The sequence below is a fragment of the Acidovorax sp. ACV01 genome (assembly GCF_014851495.1).
Classification (GTDB): Bacteria; Pseudomonadota; Gammaproteobacteria; order Burkholderiales; family Burkholderiaceae_C; genus Acidovorax; species Acidovorax radicis.
Map to the genome: position 1 here is coordinate 76,459 of NZ_JACUZT010000008.1, position 18,040 is coordinate 94,498.

An 18,040-nucleotide genomic window follows, 5' to 3' on the forward strand; every position below is an offset into this window, starting at 1 on the left:
GAGTGCGCACCAAAAGCCTTGGCACCAACCACCACCCGCAGGGTGGTGCTGGGCTTTGCCCAGTGAGTGCAGTGACGAGCACGCCCCTCAAATGTCAACAATCTTGAGCCGCCGCAGCCCCCGGTTGCAATGGCTTACCCCGCCGGACCCACAACGGGGACAATAGCGGCCCGCGCGCGCGGCTTTTTTTGGACTTCTTGCACCAGGCGTCCTGGGGCTGCGGCGCTCACTTTTGCCTGCTGCCATGCCGATCTCTCTGCGCTCCGTCTCGTTTGCCTCCCTGCGCCAGCACCGCTGGTTCCGCCCCGCCGTCCGCGCGCTGGTAGGTTTGATCGTGTTGTGGCTGGTCACCTGGCTGGCTATCCCGCCCCTGGTCAAGGGGCCGCTGGAGCGCATCGCCTCCGAGCAATTGGGCCGCACAGTCACCGTGGGGGGCATCGACTTCCAGCCCTGGAGCCTGGAATTCGCACTGCGCGACGTGGCCGTGGCGGGCGCCAAAGGTGCGCCCCCGCAGCTGACGATTGGCCGGATCTACGCCGATGGCGAGCTGCAATCGCTGCTGCGCCTGGCGCCCGTGGTGGACGCCTTCACCATCGAAAACCCCGTGCTGCGCCTCACCCACCTGGGTGACGGCCACTACGACGTGGACGACATCATCGCCAAGGTCACGGCGCCCACGGGCGAGCCCGACACCGGCCCCGCGCGCCTGGCGCTGTACAACCTGGCGCTGACAGGCGGCAGCATCGACTTCATCGACCAGGCCGTGGACAAGACCCACCAAGTGCGCGCGCTGGCCTTCACGGTACCCTTCATCAGCACCCTGCCCTCGCAGCGCGAGGTGAAGGTGGAACCCCACCTGGCGTTCACGCTCGATGGCAGCCGGTTCGACTCATCCGCCCAGGGCACCCCGTTTGCGCAGACCGGCAAGGCCGATGCACAGCTGCGCCTGGACGGGCTGAATCTGGCACCGTACCTGGCCTACCTGCCGGCCGACCTGCCCGTCAGGGTGCAGGGCGCCACGCTGGACGCGGATGTGAAGGTGGCCTTCGAACAGCACCCCCGCATGGCCGTGAAGCTGACCGGCACCGTGCAAGCCAGCGGGGTGCGCATGACCGACCGCCAGGGCGCCGACCTGCTGAGCTACGAGCGCCTGAAAATCGACATGGCCGATGTGCGCCCGCTGGACCAGGTAGTGCGCCTGCAGCACATCGAGCTGACGGCGCCCGTGGTGACTGCCACGCGCGATGCGGCCGGGCAGATCAACCTCGCCCAACTGGCTCCGCCCGCACCGCCCCCCTCGCCGGTCAAGGGCAAGACCACCACACCTGCGGCGCCTGCATCTTCTGCTGAACCGGCGTCTTCGCCACAGGCCAGCGCCAGCGCAGCATCGGCCTCTGCCCCCCCCGCTTCCTCGAGCAAAGCCAAGGCCAAGGCCGCCCCCGCCTGGGTGGTGGAAGTCGCCACCGCCGCCGTGCGCGGCGGCACCCTGCGCTGGGCCGACCAGACCACGCGCCCCGCAGCGGCCTTGCAGGCCACCGAGGTCACGCTGGATGCGGCCGACGTCGCCGTGCCCTTTGCCAAAGAGAATGCCAAGCCCTTCACCTTCAAAGGCGGGCTCAACCTGCAGGGCAGCACGCTCAGCTTTACCGGCGAAGCCACCGACCAGAAGGCACAGGTCAACGCGACCCTCAACGCCCTGGCGCTGCAGCTGGCCGCCCCCTATCTGGCCCAGACGCTGGAGCCCGTGGTGACCGGCCAGCTCACCGGCGACGTGGGTGTGGTGTGGCAAGCACCTACGCCACAGGCCGCGCAGGCCGGTGCCACGGGTGTCACGGTCAAGGCAGGCCCCTTGGCGCTGGAGCAGCTGGCCGTCAAGCAGGGCAAGACCACCTTGGCCAGCCTGGGCAAGCTCGACATCGCGGGCGCTGAAGTGTCCCTGGACGCGCGCACCGCCACGCTGGAGCGCCTGGCGCTCAGCCAGCCGCAACTGGCGGTGGAACGGGGCGCGGACGGGCGCTGGATGTTCGAGCGCTGGCTGAAAACGGCACCCGCCATGCAAGGCAGCACACCATCTGCTGCCCCCAACGCCCCAGCGTGGAAGCTGCGCGTGGCCGATTTCTCGCTGCAAGGCGGCACCGTCTCGCTGGCCGACAACGCGCAACAGCGCCCCGTGGCGCTGGAAGTGACCTCCCTGGGCATCACCGCCCGCAACCTGGCCACCGACGGCAGCAAGCCCGAGGCTTTCCAGCTCACGGCCCGCGCAGCCGCGCCGGGCAAGGGCGGTAACAACAAGACAGCACCGGGCAAGCTCGACTACCAGGGCACGCTGGCGCTGCAGCCACTGGCCACCCAGGGCAAGCTCGACGCCACCCGCCTGCCCCTGCACACGCTGGACGGCTACCTGGCCAGCCAGTTCGCGGTGGAGCTGCTGCGCGCCGATGTGGGCTATCGCGGTCAGGTGACCCTGGCGCAAACGGACAAAGGCATCAGCCTGCGCCTGGCGGGCGATGCGGTGGTCGAAGAACTCAAGGCCAACAGCACCGCCGCATCGACCCCCAAGACCGAAGCCCAGGTGGGCGAGGAACTGCTGGCCTGGAAGAGCCTGAACCTGCGGGGCCTCTCCGTGGCCACCGCCCCCGGCAACGCACCGCGCGTGGAGGTCAAGGAGACCAGCCTGGTCGATTTTTTCGCCCGCATCACGATCAACGAAGCGGGCCGCATCAACCTGAGCGACATCGCCAAGACCCCGGCCGAGGCCCAGGCCGCCAATGCAGCCAGCGCCAACGCCCCTACAGCCACCCAGACCGCCGCAGCGCCCGCAGCGTCTGCCCCCGCCGCAGCAGCGTCTACCGCCCCGGCCGCCGTGGCCCAGGCTGACCCGCTGGCCCCTGTGGTGGTGTTTGGCCCGGTGAGTCTGGTCAATGGCAAGGTGCTGTTTTCGGACTTTTTCATCAAGCCCAACTACTCGGCCGACCTCTCCGAGCTGACCGGCAAGCTCAGCGCGTTCTCGTCCGAAGCCCCCGGCGGCGAGCCCCTGCTGGCCGACCTGGAGCTGCGCGGCCGCGCCGAGGGCTCGGCGTCGCTCGAAGTCACCGGCAAGCTCAACCCGCTGGCCAAGCCCCTGGCGCTCGACATCGTGGGCAAGGTGCGCGACCTGGAGCTGCCACCGCTGACGCCGTACGCGGTCAAGTACGCGGGCCATGGCATCGAACGCGGCAAGCTCAGCGTGGACGTGAACTACAAGGTGCTGCCCAATGGCCAGCTCACCGCCAGCAACCGGCTGGTGCTCAACCAGCTGACCTTTGGCGAACCCGTGGAAGGCGCACCCAACAGCCTGCCCGTGAAACTGGCCGTGGCCCTGCTGGCCGACCGCAACGGGGTGATCGACCTGGACCTGCCCATCAGCGGTTCGCTCAACGACCCGCAGTTCCGCGTCGGCCCCGTGATCTTCAAGATCATCGTGAACCTGATCGGCAAGGCGCTGACCTCGCCCTTCAGCCTGCTGGCCAGTGCCTTTGGCGGTGGCGACGAAATGAGCAACGTGCCCTTTGCCCCCGGCAGCGCCACGCTCACACCCGAGGCGCAGCAGAACCTGGGCAAGGTGGTCAAGGCCCTGACCGACCGCCCCACCCTCAAGATCACCGTGACGGGCATGGCCAGCCTCAAGGAGGAACGCGAAGGCCTGCAGCGCGAACGCGTGCAGCAGCTGGTGCTGGCCGAAAAGCGCCGCGCCAACCCGGCGGACACCGCCCCCGTGGCAGCGGCTGAATACCCCGCCCTGCTCAAGGAGGTGTACCGCCGCGCCGACATGCCCAAGCCGCGCAACCTGGTCGGCCTGGCCAAGGAACTCACCGTGCCCGAGATGGAAGCCCTGCTACTGGCCAACCAGCCGGCCACCGAGGCCATGGCGGCTGATCTGGCCACGCAGCGCGGCCAGGCCATCCGTTCGTATCTGGTGTCGCAGAAGCTGCCCGTGGAGCGGCTGTTTGTGGCCGCCCCCAAGGCGGGCAACCCGCCTGAAAAGTGGACGCCGCGTGCGGAATTGACCCTGACTACTCAGTAGCCCCCTGAGCCGCTGCGCGGCTTCCCCCAGGGGGGGACGCACACGATGGACCGGCAAAGCCGGATCCACGGGTGCACTCGCCCAGGGCGCGCCCGTTTCAAAAGGCGAGGGGCTCCAAGCATGGGGCGGCGCGCGATGGCCCTTGGGCCGCTGCGCTGCGTCCCACACGGGTGTCCCGCGTGGGGCGACAGTTTCCGGGGGCGGTGCGTCCCCGCGCACAATGTCGGATTCACTGGAATGGACGGGCGAGCACCGGAACCAACGGCGCTGCGCCCGCTCCCACACTGCAACCATGCCCCACCGCCTGCTCCACCGCCTTGCAGTTACTCTGCTTTTGATAGCTGCCAGCGCTTTATGGACAAGCGCTAGCGCCCAATTTGGCTCCAAATCCGGTGCCCCAGGCACCAGCGTAGTCACCACGCCCTATGTGCGTGCCGAGCTGCTGGCCCATGCGCCCCAGGGCGTGGCGCCCGGCCAACCGCTGTGGCTGGGGCTGCAAATCACCCACCAGCCCGAGTGGCATACCTATTGGAAAAACCCCGGCGACTCCGGCCTGCCCACGGATCTGGCCTGGACGCTGCCCGCGGGCCTGGACGCGGGCGAGATCGCCTGGCCCCTGCCCAGGAAGATCCCCATCGGCACGCTGGCCAACTACGGCTATGAAGGCACGGTGCTGTTGCCCATCCCCGTCACGGTGGCCAGCACCTTCGCGGCGGGCCCGCTGGTGCAGGACGCGACCATCAAGCTGCGCGCCTCGTGGCTGGTGTGCCGCAAGGAGTGCATTCCCGAAGAGGGCGAGTTCACACTGCAGCTGCCCATCCGCAGCACCACCGCGCTGAACGGTGCCGCGTTCGACGCCGCCGCCAAAGCACAGCCCCGGCCGGTGCTGGCGGGCACCACCGGCATCGTGCCGGACAGCCAGGCGCAGATTGCCGATGGCAATACGCTGCAGGTCAGCGTGCACGGCCTGCCCGTGGCGCTGCGGGGCAAGACGCTGGACCTGTTCCCCGAAACCGCTGAGGTCATCGACAACGCCGTCAGTTGGAAGCAGGCCTGGAATGGCAGCGTATGGACGGCGCAGATTCCCCTTTCGGCCCAGCGCAGCGCCAGCCCCAACTTGATGCCCGTTGTGGTGGCCGAGCAGGCAGCGCCAGGCCACGGCGCCGGCCCCGACACCCGCACGGGCTACCGGGCCGAGCTGAAGGTGCTGGGCACCTGGCCTCCCGCAGCCTCGGTGGCCAGCGTATCGCCTGCCTTGGAGGCCGCGCTCAAAGCCAATGCAGCGCAAGCGGGGGGAGCGGCAACATCGGCTGCGGGCTCGGGCGCATCGTCGCTCACGCTGACGGCCGCGTTGCTGGGAGCCTTGCTGGGTGGCCTCATCCTCAACCTCATGCCCTGTGTGTTCCCTGTGCTGGCGATCAAGGTGGTGGGCTTCACCCAGCATGCGCAGGACCGCAGAGCGCACCGGCTGAGTGGCATGGCTTACACCGCTGGCGTGGTGCTGTCGTTCATTGCGCTGGGCGCGCTCATGCTGGGCCTGCGCGCGGCGGGCGAGGCCGTTGGGTGGGGCTTTCAGCTGCAGTCGCCGGCTGTGGTGGCATCACTGGCGGCGCTGTTCACGCTGATCGCGCTCAACCTGGCAGGCGTGTTCGAGTTCGGGCACTTCCTGCCCTCCTCGGTGGCCAGCCTGCAGGCGCGCCACCCGGTGGCAGACAGTTTCCTCACCGGAGTACTGGCTGTTGCCGTGGCATCGCCCTGCACCGCACCGTTCATGGGCGCGTCGCTCGGCCTCACTGCCACGCTGCCCGCGCCACAGGCGCTGGCCGTGTTCGCGGCGCTGGGCCTGGGCCTGGCGCTGCCGTTTCTGGCCGCCAGTTTTATCCCCGCCGTGGCCCGCGCACTGCCGCGCCCCGGCGCGTGGATGGACACCTTCCGCAAGCTCATGGCCTTCCCCATGCTGGCCACCGTGGTCTGGCTGGTGTGGGTGCTGGGCCAGCAAAGCGGCATCGACGGCGCCGGTGCGCTGCTGATCCTGCTGGTGGGCCTGTCGCTGGTGGTGTGGGCGCTGTCGCTGGCGGGCCGCGCCCGGGTGTGGATGGCCACCGTGTCCGTCGCGGCCATGGCCTTGCTGGTCTGGTCCTTTGCGCCGCATATCACCAACGTGCCCACCACATCAACCAGCCCCCAGGCATCCACCAACGGCTGGCAGCCCTGGGCACCGGGCGCGGCCGAGCAGATCGTGGCCACGGGCCGCCCCGTGTTTGTGGACTTCACCGCCGCCTGGTGCGTGACCTGCCAGTACAACAAGAAGACCACGCTGGCCAACACCGACGTGATCGCCGACCTGCAGACCAAAAACGTGGCCCTGCTGCGCGCCGACTGGACGCGCCGCGACCCCGCCATCACGGCCGCGCTGGCGGCGCTGGGCCGCAGCGGCGTGCCCGTGTATGTGTTCTACCGGGCCGGCAAGCCGCCCGTGGTGCTGACCGAGGTGCTCAGCGTGGACGAGGTGCGCGCCACCATTGCCCAGCTATAGGGCAGGAATACTGCAAGCGCACGGCATGCGATGTATTTGAAAACCCCCAGCCATAACGCCGCCCCATGCTGACTTACCCCGCCATCGACCCCGTCGCGCTGCAGCTTGGACCGCTGGCCGTTCACTGGTACGGCCTGACCTACCTCGCAGCCTTCGGGCTGTTCCTGCTGCTGGGCCGTCTGCGCCTGCACCACGCACCGTTCGCCTCCATCAGCGGCCCTGGCGCTTGGTCACGCAAGGATGTGGAGGACATCCTCTTCCTTGGCGTGGTGGGCGTGGTGGTGGGTGGGCGCCTGGGCTACTGCCTGTTCTACAAGCCCGCCTACTACCTGAGCCATCCGCTGGAAATCCTGATGATCTGGACCCCGGGCATGTCGTTCCACGGTGGCCTGCTGGGCGTGGTGGTTGCCATGCTGTGGTTTGCGCATTCGCGCAAGCGCCCTTGGCTGCAGGTGGCCGACTTTGTGGCGCCCTGTGTGCCCACAGGCCTCGCTGCGGGGCGCGTGGGCAACTTCATCAACGGCGAACTGTGGGGCCGTGTTGCAAGCCCGGACCTGCCCTGGGGCATGGTGTTTGCGCACAGCGGCTCGCTGCAGCCACGCCATCCATCGCAGGTCTACCAGTTTCTGATGGAAGGGTTGCTGCTGTTCATCCTGCTGTGGCTGTATGCGCGCAAAGAACGCCGCCCGGGCCAGGTGGCCGCCGCCTTCCTGGTGGGCTACGGTGTGTTCCGCTTCATCGCCGAATATTTCCGAGAACCGGATGCCCACCTGGGCTTGCTGTCGCTGGGCATGAGCATGGGGCAGTGGCTGTGCCTGCCGATGATCGCGGCGGGCGTGGGGCTGTGGGCACACAGCAAGGCCCGCCCAGGAGTCCCCCCTGGCGAGCTTCGACCCCGTCCAAATTGATTGTCTGAGGGGCCACCCGGTCATTGCGCGCCGAGTAGCACCCCTCCACGCTGCCCTGTTGATTGCCAGAACAATTCGCCCCCCGTCAACCGCTAGGAGACCTGCCATGAAGCTGCTTCGCCGTACGTTGATCGCCACCGCCGCCCTGATCGCGCTGGGTGCCCAGGCCGCCGCCACCGTGGGCCAGCCCGCCCCCGACTTCACGCTCAAGGACGCCACCGGCAAGACGGTGCGCCTGTCGGATTTCAAGGGCAAGCACGTGGTGCTGGAATGGACCAACCCCGGCTGCCCCTTTGTGCGCAAGCACTACGACAGCGGCAACATGCCCGCCACACAGAAGGATGCCACTGGCCAGAACGTGGTGTGGCTGGCGGTCAATTCCACCGAGAAGGCCAGCAGCGACTACCTGGAGCCCGCCAAACTCACGGCCTGGCTCACCGAACGCAAGGCCGTGCCCACCGCCGTGCTGATGGACGAGGAAGGCACCGTGGGCAAAAGCTATGGTGCGCGCACCACGCCGCACCTGTACATCGTCAACCCGCAGGGCGTGCTGGTCTATGCGGGCGGCATCGACAGCATCCCCTCGGCCCGGCCGGCCGACATCGAGAAAGCCACCAACTACGTGAAGGTGGGGCTGTCGGAGGCGCTGGCGGGCAAGCCGATCTCGGCGGCGACGACACAGCCTGATGGCTGCAGCATCAAGTACAAGTAGGAAGCCCCCCTGAGGCGCTGCGCGCCTTCCCCCGGCGGGGGACGCCACCTGTGGCCTGGCAGAGCCAGCTCCACGGTGGCACTAGTGTGGGGAGCGCGCCAGTTTTTACGAGTGTGGCGGGCTCGGCTCAGCGCGCCACACAGTTCACGCGCAGCACACGGGGCGCCTGGAAGAACATCGTGTTGCCCTGGCCACGGATGTAAGTGCCACCGTCGCCGTACCCAAAGCCGGTGACCACACGCTCAGGCTGCAGCGGCACGGTGCGGCCGTTCATCTCCAGCAGCGCCGGGCCATCGGGCTGGGCGGGCCAGTGCACCACCAGCATGGGGCCACGGTCACAGGCGTAGGTCGTGACACGCTGGACCTTGGGCACATCGGGGGCGCGCGGCGGTGTGCAGGCGCTCAGGGCAATGGTGGACAGGGCAACGGCGGCCACAAGGCCAGTGGCGCGGCGGGCGCGTGGGGGGTTCTGCACGGGATCTCCTCGGAATCTGGGGCGGGGCCACAGTGTTGATGGCAGTGTTGGTGGACAACGCGGGGCTCTGGCGCCGCAGCAGTTCGCCCCCATACACTGCCATGTATGAAACGCACGCCCGACACCATCAGCACCCTGCGCGATATTCTGACGCACTGCCGCACCCTTGCGGTGGTGGGACTGTCGCCCCAATGGCACAGGCCCAGCTATTTCGCGGCCAAATACATGCAGGCGCACGGCTACCGCATCGTGCCGGTGAATCCGCTCGTCGCACGCGAGGGCGGGCAGATTCTGGGAGAGACGGCCTACGCCAGCGTCGCCGATGCCGCCCAGGCGCTGGCGGCCCGGGGCGAACGGATCGACATGGTGGACTGCTTTCGCAAGAGTGAGGACATTCAGCCGCTGGCCGGGGAGGCGATTGCCATCGGCGCGCGCTGCCTGTGGCTGCAGCTGGGCGTGTTCAATGAGGCCGCCCGCCTGCAGGCGGAGGCCGCCGGGCTCCAGGTGATCGAAAACCGCTGCGTGAAGATCGAACACGCGCGGCTGTTTGGCGGCCTGGGCTGGATGGGCGTGAACACCCGCGTCATCAGCGCCAAACGCCTGCGGCAGCTGCCTTACTAGCAAATTCATAGCTTCCAGCGCTTATCCATCAAGCGCTGGCGGACAATTTCACTCAAAATCATGTCCTCCAACCACCCCTCCGGCGCCGACCGCGACTTCGGTTTTGGCACCCGCGCCATCCACGCCGGCGCCCAGCCCGACCCCGTGACCGGCGCGCGTGCCACGCCCATCCACCAGACGACCAGCTTTGTGTTCGACAACGCCGAGCACGCCAGCAGCCTGTTCAACCTGCAGACCTTTGGCAACGTCTACAGCCGTATCAGCAACCCCACGGTGGCGGTGTTCGAGGAGCGCATTGCAAGCCTCGAAAACGGCCGCGCCGCCCTGGCCTGTGCCAGCGGCATGGCCGCGCAGATGGCGGCGCTGCTGGCCATCCTGAAGACCGGCGACCACATCGTGGCGGCCAGCACGCTCTACGGCGGCACGGTGGGGCAGCTGGGCGTGGGCTTCTCTCGTCTGGGTATTGAGACCACATTCGTGGACCCGGCCGCCCCCGAGAACTTTGCACGCGCCATGCGCCCCAACACCCGCGCCGTGTATGGCGAAACCATCGGCAACCCGCTGGTCAACGTGCTTGACATCGCCGCCGTGGCCGAGGTGGCGCATGCCCACGGCGTGCCACTCATCATCGACAACACGGTGGCCAGCCCCTACCTGTGCAACCCGCTGGCGCTGGGCGCCGACATCGTGGTGCACAGCGCCACCAAGTACATCGGCGGCCACGGCACGACCATGGGCGGCGTGGTGGTGGAGGGTGGCAAGTTCCCGTGGGACAACGGCAAGTTCCCCGAGATGGTGGAGCCCAGCCGCGCCTACCACGGCGTGAAGTTCTACGAGACCTTTGGCGACTTCGGCTACACCATGAAGGCGCGCATGGAGGTCAACCGCACCTTTGGCGGCGTGCTGTCGCCCATGAACGCGTGGCAGCTGCTGCAAGGCGCCGAAACGCTGCACCTGCGCATGCGCGAGCACTGCCGCAATGCGCTGGCCGTGGCGAAGTTTCTGCAAAGCCATCCGCAGGTGGCGTGGGTCAACTACCCCGGTCTGGTGGATTCGCCGTATTTCGATCTGGCGCAAAAGCAGTTCCGTGCCGTGGATGGCACGCCCGGGGCCTCGGGCATCCTGACTTTTGGCGTCAAAGGCGGTGCGTCGGCCGGAGAGAAATTCATCGACGCCTGCGAGTTCCTGAGCCACCTGGCCAACATCGGCGACGCCAAGACGCTGGTGATCCACCCCGCATCAACCACCCACCGCCAGCTGAGCGAAGAAGAGCTGGCCCGCGCAGGCGTGAGCGCGGACATGGTGCGGCTGTCGGTGGGGATTGAGGATCTGGACGATATCCTGTGGGACATCGACCAGGCGCTGGCGCGCTAAGAGCGGCTAACAAAACGCTTCTGGCGTCGTTGCTGTGTCTTGTCGCACTACGCGTACTGCCTGCGACACAGCGCCTAGCCAGAACCGCTCGCTGAGTTTTTAGCCGCTCTCACCCCGTGCAGCGCGCGGCATAGAGCCCGTGAATGCACTCGCCTCGCGCAGCAGCCATTCGGCCATCACCTTCACGTCTTCGTTGCCCCGGCCGCCCTTGGGCAGAACCAGGTGGTAGCCTGCCGCCATCGGCACGTGAAACGGCCAGGCCTCCACCAGCCGGCCTTCCGCCACATCGTGTGCCACCAGCACGTCGTGTCCCATGGCGATCCCCACGCCCGCGACTGCGGCGGTCAACGTGATTTCGGTCCCCTGCAGCTTCATGTGGGTGGGGCTGGAGAGGTGGGTCGCGTTACACGCCGACAGCCACTGCTGCCATTTGCTGCCGCGCAGCGAATCGTGGAGCCAGGGGAAGCGCTGCAGGTCTTCCAGCGCCTGGATCGGCCTCTCGCCCACCAGCCGACCGGAAATCACGGGCACCAGCCTGTCGTGCATCAGCAGCCTGGAACCCGGCAGCGAACCGTCACCATAGTGAATGCCGATGTCGAAACGCTCCTTGCGGAAGTCCGCGTCCCAGATGGACGTCGTCAGCTCGATCTCGGCGCGGATGCCCGCCAGATGCAGTCGGGCCAGCCGGGGTATCAGCCAGCGTGCGGCGAACGAGGGCATTGCCAGGATCTTCACGGTGCGCGAGCGCAGCGTGCCGCGGGCCATGCGCGCCGCACCGCGCTCCAGCTCTTCGAGCGCACGATGCACGGTCTCCAGATAGATCTCGCCCGCAGCCGTGAGCCTCACTTGCCGATGCCCGCGCAGCACCAGGGTCTGCTGGGTGCTGTGCTCGAGCGCAGCGATATGGCGGCTGATGGCGGACTGCGAGCACGCCAGGTCCCGGGCTGCTGCCGTGAAACTCCCGCATCGGGCGACGGCCCTGAATGCCGTCAGGGCCGCAATGGTGATATCGCTCATCGGCTCGCCTTGGTCAACGCTTTCTTCCCACAATGCCGCGCAGGCCCGACCTGCGCTCCAGACCCAGGCCGACTCAACCCACCCGCAGCGGCAGGCTGCGCAGGCGCCGCCCGGTCGCGGCAGCCACCGCGTTGGCCACGGCTGCGATCACGGCCGACGTGCCAGGCTCGCCAATACCACCAGGCGCCTGCGTGCTGGGCAACACATGCACGTCCACGCGGGGGGCTTCGGAGAGCCTCAGCAGCCGGTAGTCGTGGAAATTGCTCTGCTCGACACGCCCACCCTGGATGGTGATCTCGCCCCACAGCGCTGCGGTCACGCCAAACTGGATGCTGCCGTCCACCTGAGCCTGGACTGTATCCGGATTGACGACCATGCCGCAGTCCACCGCACACACCACACGATCCACGCGGATGTCGCCCGAGGGTTGAACGGTGACCTCGGCCACCTGTGCCATGAAGCTCCCGAACGCAGCCAGCACGGCCACGCCGCGTCCCCTGCGCGCACCCGGTTCGCCGGCATCCTTCGCAGGACGCAAGGGTTCGCGCCACTGCGACTTCTGCGCCACAAGCTCCAGCACCGCCCGCACCCGCGATGTGGCAGGCAGCAGGCCCAGGCGGTACGCCACGGGATCGTGGCGTGCCAACACCGCAAGCTCGTCCACGAAGCTCTCGACCACAAAGCAGTTGTGCGTGGGCCCCACGCCGCGCCACCAGCCCGTCGTCAATCCTGCCATGGGCTCCTGGCGCACATAGTCCAGCCTGGCGGCTGGCCATGCATAGGGCCCCAGCCCCGCTTCGACAGCGTCGCCATCCACCCCGTTGCGCAGTGCGGCCGGGGCCACCCGCCCCAGGATCGAGGAACCCACCACCCGGTGCGCAATGCCCAGGGGGCGCCCCTGCGCGTCGATGGCGGCGTGGAACTGGTCCGCATACATGGGCCGCGGGATGTCGTGCTGGATGTCTTCTTCGCGCGACCAGATGAACTGGACCGGTCCCTGGACGTGTTTGGCCAGGGCCACGGACTGCTCGACGTAGTCAGCCTCCAGCCGGCGGCCAAAGCCGCCTCCGATCAGGTGGTTGTGGATGCGGATCTTGTCCGCAGGCAGGCCCGACGCGAGCACAGCCGCATCCCGGGCCCGCACTGGGGCCTGGGTGCCCACCCACACGTCGCAGCCGTCCACCTGCAGATGGACGGTGCAGTTGATCGGCTCCATGGCAGCATGGGCCAGGAAGGGCGAGTGGTAGACCGCCGAGTGCCGGGTGGGGGCCGCCTTCATCACGGCTTCGATGTCACCCTGTGAAAGCGCCACGGCGGCATCCTGGCGTTTCAGGCCTTGTTCCAGCGCCTGGCGAAGCAAGGCCGTGGAAACGCTGGCCCCGGCACCGCTGTCCCACTCGATTTTCAATGCGGCGAGACCCTGGCGGGCGGCCCAGGTGTGGTCCGCCACGACCGCAACGGCCGTGGCAGTGCGGACCACTTGCCGCACTCCCGGCAGCGCCAGCGCGGGTTGTTCGTCCACCGCTTTCAGCGTGCCACCAAACACGGGGCTGGCGGCCACGGCCGCGAAGCGCATGCCGGGCAGGCGCACATCGATGCCGTAGACCGTCGAACCGTTGACCTTTTGCGGCGCTTCCAGGCGTGGCACGGGTTTGCCGATCAGCCGGAATGCATCGGACGGCTTGAGCGCCACCTGCTGCGGCAACGGCAACCGGGCAGCGCTGCGGGTCAAGTGCCCATAGCTGAGCTGCCGTCCGCTGCCGGAATGGTGTACCACGCCGTCGCGCGCCGTGCATTCCGAAACAGCCACGCCCCACTCCTGCGCTGCCGCACTCACCAGCATCGACCTGGCGGCAGCGCCTGCGGTGCGCATGGGCTCCCAGGCGCCCATGATGGAATTGGAGCCGCCCGTGATCTGCCCGCCACCGGCGCGCGGGTTGCCATAGCGGGCCGTGTCTGGCGGGGCATGCTGGAGCGTCACGCGTGCGAGCGGGACCTCCAGCTCCTCGGCAATGAGCATGGAGAGCGCGGTGTAGATCCCCTGGCCCATCTCGACGCGGGCCATGGTGAGGGTGACCGTGCCATCGGTATCAATGCGGATGAAGGCATTGGGCTCGAACGGCGGCGACGGGGGAGCCGCATGCACCGGTGCGGGAAGCCCGCCTTGCAGAGACACGCCAATGGCCAGGGCGCTTCCGGCAACCAGGAACACGCGGCGGGAGACCGCTGGTGTGGCGGCGCTCATGACACGCTCCCGGTGCTGGCGGCGCGGTGTATCGCAATGCGGATGCGGGAGTACGTGCCGCAGCGGCAGATGTTGCCCGACATCGCCGCATCGATCTGCGCATCCGTCGGTTTTGGCACCTGGCTCAGAAGCGCGCACGCCGACATGATCTGGCCCGACTGGCAATAGCCACACTGCACCACGGACTCGGCGATCCAGGCCTTCTGCACGGCCTGGCCCACCGGGGTGGCGCCGATCGCTTCGATGGTGGTGACACGCTTGCCCACGGCGGCGGACACCGGGGTCTGGCAGGCTCGGACGGGGGTGCCATCCAGGTGCACGGTGCAGGCACCGCACAAAGCCAGGCCACAGCCAAACTTGGTTCCCGTCAGGCCCGCCACATCGCGCAGAGCCCAGAGCAGCGGCATGTCCGGTGCCACATCCATGTCCACCGGGCGGCCATTCAATTCAAATTTCGGCATGGCTTACTCCACCGCAATCGCATCGACCTCGATCAACCAGTCCGGGTTGACAAGGCCCGCTTGCACCACCGACATCGCGACCTTGTGGTCACCCAGATAGCGCTGGCGGATCTCTGCGCCCAGGCGCCAGTCGTCACGGTGGGCCAGCCAGATGGTCAGCTTGGCAAGATTGCGGTGATTCATGCCGGCGGCCTTGAGCGTGGCATCGATGTTGGACCACACCCGGTGGGCCTGCGCTTCAAAACCCTGGCTCAGGGCGCCGTCGGGCTCCAGGCCCATGGTTCCGCTGATGAACAACAGGCGGCGGACGGAGGTGGCCTCGATGGCTTGGGCATAGGGCCCGATGGGGGCAAAGATAGTGGTTGGGGTATGCGCTATCAGCATGTTTCCTCTGGGGCTTGAAGATTCATGAGCGATTAGAGGAGACGCCCAGCCCAATGTGGATGCTGATTCCTGATCTCATCCCATCCGTATTTCGCATGGCAGCTGTCCAGCTGTCACTTCGCGGCGGGCCCCAGGCCCGCTGCGACTACACCCAGCGCCGCACATCCCGACAGTACTCCGCATACTGGCTCCCGAAACAGGCCGCCAGCTTGCGCTCCTCCAGCGGGATGTACCAGCACTGCGCGAGCACAAAAATGCAGCACCAGCAACCACGGCGACAAGGCACCCAGCGCCAGCGCCACGCCTGCCAGGGCCAGCAGCATGCCCAGGTACATGGGGTTGCGCGTGTACGCAAACAGGCCCGCCGTGGTGAGCGTGCCCGGCTCGCCAAAGGTGTTGATGTTGGTGCCGATGCGCTTGAACAGGCGGGCATGCCACTGGGCAATGGCCAGGCCCGCCAGCACCAGCACGCCCCCAGCCATCCAGGCCAGCACACAGGCATCGGGGGGCAGCGTGGCCAGGGGCCAGATACGCTGCAGAATCACCATCGCACCCACCGATGCAAACCAGACCACAGGGGGCAGCAGCAAGCGTTGCATTCCGACTTCTCCTTACACAATCAAGACATGGGCCGCAGTCTGCCAATGGCGCGCGGTGCTGGCGATAACCTGGGTTAAGGGAGTCCTGCCTTGCCACACTTTTCTCATTCCACCCGCGAGGTGCTGGAGCAACTGGCACAGGCCCCGCTGCCAGAGTGGGAGGCTCTGGCCAGCGCCACCAAGGTGCGGCAGCTGCAGCCGGGCGAGGTGCTGTTCCACGCGGGCGAGGCGCAGCCCCGGGTGTTTGTGGTGAACCGGGGGCTCATCAAGATGGTGTACGAGACAGCCGGGGGCGACGCCTGGGTCAAGGGGTTTGCGCCCGCCGGCCTGTGTTTTGCCAGTCTCACGGCCCTGCAGCCGGGCGGCGTGACCAGCTATGCCGCCCTGGCCGAGGGCGGACCCTGCACGGTGGAGCAGATCGACCATGCAGCGCTGGAGGCGCTGGCCGCACGCCACAGCCTGTGGCAACGTGCGCTGAGCAATGCCTACCGCCTGTACGGCCAGCGCAAGGAACAGCGCGAGATGGAGTTGCTCACGCTGTCGCCCGAGGAGCGCTACCGGCGTTTCTTGCAGCAGCACCCACAGATCGCCACCCAGGTACGCCAGCGCGACATTGCCAGCTATGTGCGCGTGACACCGGTGGCGCTCAGCCGCATCAAGGCGCGCATGTTGCGCGGCGGCTGACGACAGCGGCTCAGAGGCGGCTGCTCAGGGGTTGCCGCCCTGAGCGGCGCCCAGGCGCTGCGACAGGTTGCGCGCGGTGTCGCGCAGGTGCTGCGCCGCCGGGCTCGCGGGCCCGGTCTGCAGCGTGGCGCTGGGGCCGATCACGGCGATGCACAGCACCAGCTGCCCGAACCCATCGAACACCGGCGTGGCCAGCGCGCTGATGCCGGGCAAAAGCTGATCTGTCACTGCGCTGATCTGATGCTGGCGCACGGCCTCCAGTTCGGCCGCAAATGCGGGCTCATCCAGCGCGCCCGCAAACCCTTCGGCCGCCAGTGCGGCGGCAGCGCGCTCGCGCGGGCCGAAAGCCGCGAACACCTTGCCCGTGGCCGTATGCCGCACCGAGGCCGTGGTGCCGTGGCGCATGGCCACATACACGGCGGTGGGGCCTTCTTCCACACGAATGATGGTGGGGCCACTGTCGCCCCAGACCGAGGCCGACACGGTGTAGCCGATGCGCTGGGCCAGCGCGGGCAGCTCGGCGATCGCCAGGCGCACGGGGTCCACCTGCTGCAGGCTGATGAGGCCCAGCTGCATGGCCAAGGGGCCCAGGCCGTAATGGCCGCTCACGGCGTCCTGCTCGATCAGGCCGAGCTTGCCAAAGCTCACCAGATAGGGGTGGGCCTTGGCGGCCGTCATGTCGGCCGCGCGGGCCAGGTCCTTGAGCGCCATGCGGCGGCCGGTGCGCGCCAGCACCTTCAGCAGTTGCCCGCCCACCTCCACGCTCTGGATGCCGCGCGGGGTGCGGGGCGTGTCTTCGTCGTCGGCATGGGGCAGGTCGAGGGTCGTGGAGGCCATAGGCCCGATTGTCCACGCACCATGGCACCGCCTTGCCCTTCGGGTTTTCACCTAAACAAATGCGTTAGACATAAACAAATTTCTTGCCTAACATCAACACATTCCGTTTAGATAAACGCATTCATCATTAACAAATCACTACCATGAGCACCGTCAAAACCTTTGCCTCCGCCGCTGACCTCGAAGTGAAGAAGGTGAGCTTCGACCAGCTATCCGACCACGCCTACGCCTACACGGCCGAAGGCGACCCCAACACCGGCATCATCATTGGCGACGACGCGGTGATGGTCATCGACACCCAGGCCACGCCCGTGATGGCGCAGGACGTGATCCGCCGCATCCGCGAGGTGACCGACAAGCCCATCAAGTACGTGCTGCTCTCCCACTACCACGCCGTGCGCGTGCTGGGCGCCAGCGCCTACGGGGCCGAGCACATCATCGCCAGCGAAGACACGCGCGACCTCATCGTGGAGCGCGGGCAGTTCGACAAGGACAGCGAGATTGGCCGCTTCCCCCGCCTGTTCCAGAACGTGGAGAGCGTGCCGGACGGCCTGACCTGGCCGACCATGACCTTCAACAAAAAGATGACCCTGTGGCTGGGCAAACTGGAGGTGCAGATCCTGCAACTGGGCCGAGGCCACACCAAGGGCGACACGGTGGCCTGGCTGCCGCAGGAAAAGATCCTCTTCAGCGGCGACCTGGTGGAATTCGACGCCACGCCGTATGCGGGCGATGCGTACTTCCAGGACTGGCCACAGACCCTGGACAACATCGCGGCCCTGAAGCCCGAAAAGCTGGTGCCTGGCCGGGGCGCCGCACTGCAGACGCCCGAGCAGGTGCAGGCGGGCCTGGCCGGTACGCGCGCCTTCATCAGCGACCTGTACGAGAGCGTGAAGGCCAGTGCTGCGCAAGGCGAAGACCTGCGCAAGGTGTACGAGGCCACGTTTGCCAAGCTGCAGCCCAAGTACGGGCACTGGGTGATCTTTAACCACTGCATGCCGTTTGACGTGACCCGCGCCTACGACGAAGCCACGCAGTATCCGGACCCGCGCATCTGGACGGCCGAGCGTGACATTCAGATGTGGAAGTCGCTGGAAGGCTGAGCCACCGAGGTTGGAGGAGAG

Annotated in this window: 15 protein-coding genes; 8 read left to right on the forward strand and 7 right to left on the reverse strand. The window is 67.6% G+C overall.

The window, feature by feature from the left end; all coding sequences use genetic code 11:
- Positions 1-244: 244 nt before the first annotated feature.
- The 4 genes from IB243_RS21205 to IB243_RS21220 all read left to right on the forward strand — a co-directional run bounded on the left by IB243_RS21205 (position 245) and on the right by IB243_RS21220 (position 8,219).
- Complete coding sequence (locus tag IB243_RS21205) at positions 245-4,063, forward strand: DUF748 domain-containing protein (protein ID WP_192429190.1); 3,819 nt, start codon at positions 245-247, stop codon at positions 4,061-4,063.
- A gap of 292 nt (positions 4,064-4,355) precedes the next feature.
- Positions 4,356-6,599, forward strand: a complete 2,244-nt coding sequence (locus IB243_RS21210; RefSeq protein ID WP_192429192.1) for a protein-disulfide reductase DsbD — start codon at positions 4,356-4,358, stop codon at positions 6,597-6,599.
- A gap of 65 nt (positions 6,600-6,664) precedes the next feature.
- Positions 6,665-7,507 (forward strand): prolipoprotein diacylglyceryl transferase, encoded by an 843-nt coding sequence (gene lgt, locus IB243_RS21215; RefSeq protein ID WP_010466160.1) that lies wholly within the window; start codon positions 6,665-6,667, stop codon positions 7,505-7,507.
- A gap of 106 nt (positions 7,508-7,613) precedes the next feature.
- Positions 7,614-8,219 carry a thioredoxin family protein gene (locus IB243_RS21220; RefSeq protein ID WP_192429194.1) on the forward strand — a complete coding sequence of 202 codons (606 nt, stop codon included), beginning with the start codon at positions 7,614-7,616 and terminating at the stop codon, positions 8,217-8,219.
- A gap of 127 nt (positions 8,220-8,346) precedes the next feature.
- Here the strand turns inward: IB243_RS21220 and IB243_RS21225 are convergent, their stop codons facing one another.
- Entirely contained in the window at positions 8,347-8,694 is a 348-nt protein-coding gene (locus IB243_RS21225) for a hypothetical protein (protein ID WP_010466164.1), read from the reverse strand.
- Positions 8,695-8,799: 105 nt separating this feature from the next.
- On the opposite strand from IB243_RS21225, the gene IB243_RS21230 reads away from it, so the two are divergent.
- On the forward strand, positions 8,800-9,315 hold the full coding sequence (locus IB243_RS21230; protein WP_192429196.1) for a CoA-binding protein: 516 nt from the start codon (positions 8,800-8,802) through the stop codon (positions 9,313-9,315).
- Between the two features lie 60 nt (positions 9,316-9,375).
- A complete protein-coding gene (locus IB243_RS21235; RefSeq protein ID WP_192429198.1) occupies positions 9,376-10,689 on the forward strand; it encodes an O-acetylhomoserine aminocarboxypropyltransferase/cysteine synthase family protein in 1,314 nt (437 codons plus the stop codon).
- A 99-nt stretch (positions 10,690-10,788) separates the two neighbouring features.
- Here IB243_RS21235 and IB243_RS21240 read toward each other — a convergent pair whose 3' ends face one another.
- From IB243_RS21240 to IB243_RS21260, 5 genes are all read right to left on the reverse strand, one after another.
- Positions 10,789-11,706: a LysR substrate-binding domain-containing protein gene (locus tag IB243_RS21240; protein WP_192429200.1), complete on the reverse strand. Its 918-nt coding sequence runs from the start codon at positions 11,704-11,706 to the stop codon at positions 10,789-10,791.
- Between the two features lie 73 nt (positions 11,707-11,779).
- A complete protein-coding gene (locus tag IB243_RS21245) occupies positions 11,780-13,951 on the reverse strand; it encodes a molybdopterin cofactor-binding domain-containing protein (RefSeq protein WP_192429202.1) in 2,172 nt (723 codons plus the stop codon).
- Positions 13,948-14,412, reverse strand: a complete 465-nt coding sequence (locus tag IB243_RS21250; protein WP_192429204.1) for a (2Fe-2S)-binding protein — start codon at positions 14,410-14,412, stop codon at positions 13,948-13,950. Before IB243_RS21250 ends, IB243_RS21245 begins: the two co-directional genes overlap by 4 nt.
- A gap of 3 nt (positions 14,413-14,415) precedes the next feature.
- Entirely contained in the window at positions 14,416-14,796 is a 381-nt protein-coding gene (locus IB243_RS21255; RefSeq protein ID WP_192429206.1) for a RidA family protein, read from the reverse strand.
- A 113-nt stretch (positions 14,797-14,909) separates the two neighbouring features.
- Positions 14,910-15,395: an isoprenylcysteine carboxylmethyltransferase family protein gene (locus IB243_RS21260; RefSeq protein ID WP_192429208.1), complete on the reverse strand. Its 486-nt coding sequence runs from the start codon at positions 15,393-15,395 to the stop codon at positions 14,910-14,912.
- Between the two features lie 90 nt (positions 15,396-15,485).
- Between IB243_RS21260 and IB243_RS21265 the strand changes: the two genes are divergently transcribed.
- Complete coding sequence (locus IB243_RS21265) at positions 15,486-16,079, forward strand: Crp/Fnr family transcriptional regulator (protein WP_192429210.1); 594 nt, start codon at positions 15,486-15,488, stop codon at positions 16,077-16,079.
- A gap of 24 nt (positions 16,080-16,103) precedes the next feature.
- Here IB243_RS21265 and IB243_RS21270 read toward each other — a convergent pair whose 3' ends face one another.
- Positions 16,104-16,916 carry an IclR family transcriptional regulator gene (locus tag IB243_RS21270; protein ID WP_057272646.1) on the reverse strand — a complete coding sequence of 271 codons (813 nt, stop codon included), beginning with the start codon at positions 16,914-16,916 and terminating at the stop codon, positions 16,104-16,106.
- 143 nt (positions 16,917-17,059) lie between these two features.
- Here IB243_RS21270 and IB243_RS21275 point away from each other — a divergent pair, with 143 nt between their 5' ends.
- Positions 17,060-18,019, forward strand: a complete 960-nt coding sequence (locus IB243_RS21275) for an MBL fold metallo-hydrolase (protein ID WP_192429212.1) — start codon at positions 17,060-17,062, stop codon at positions 18,017-18,019.
- The last annotated feature ends 21 nt before the right edge of the window (positions 18,020-18,040 follow it).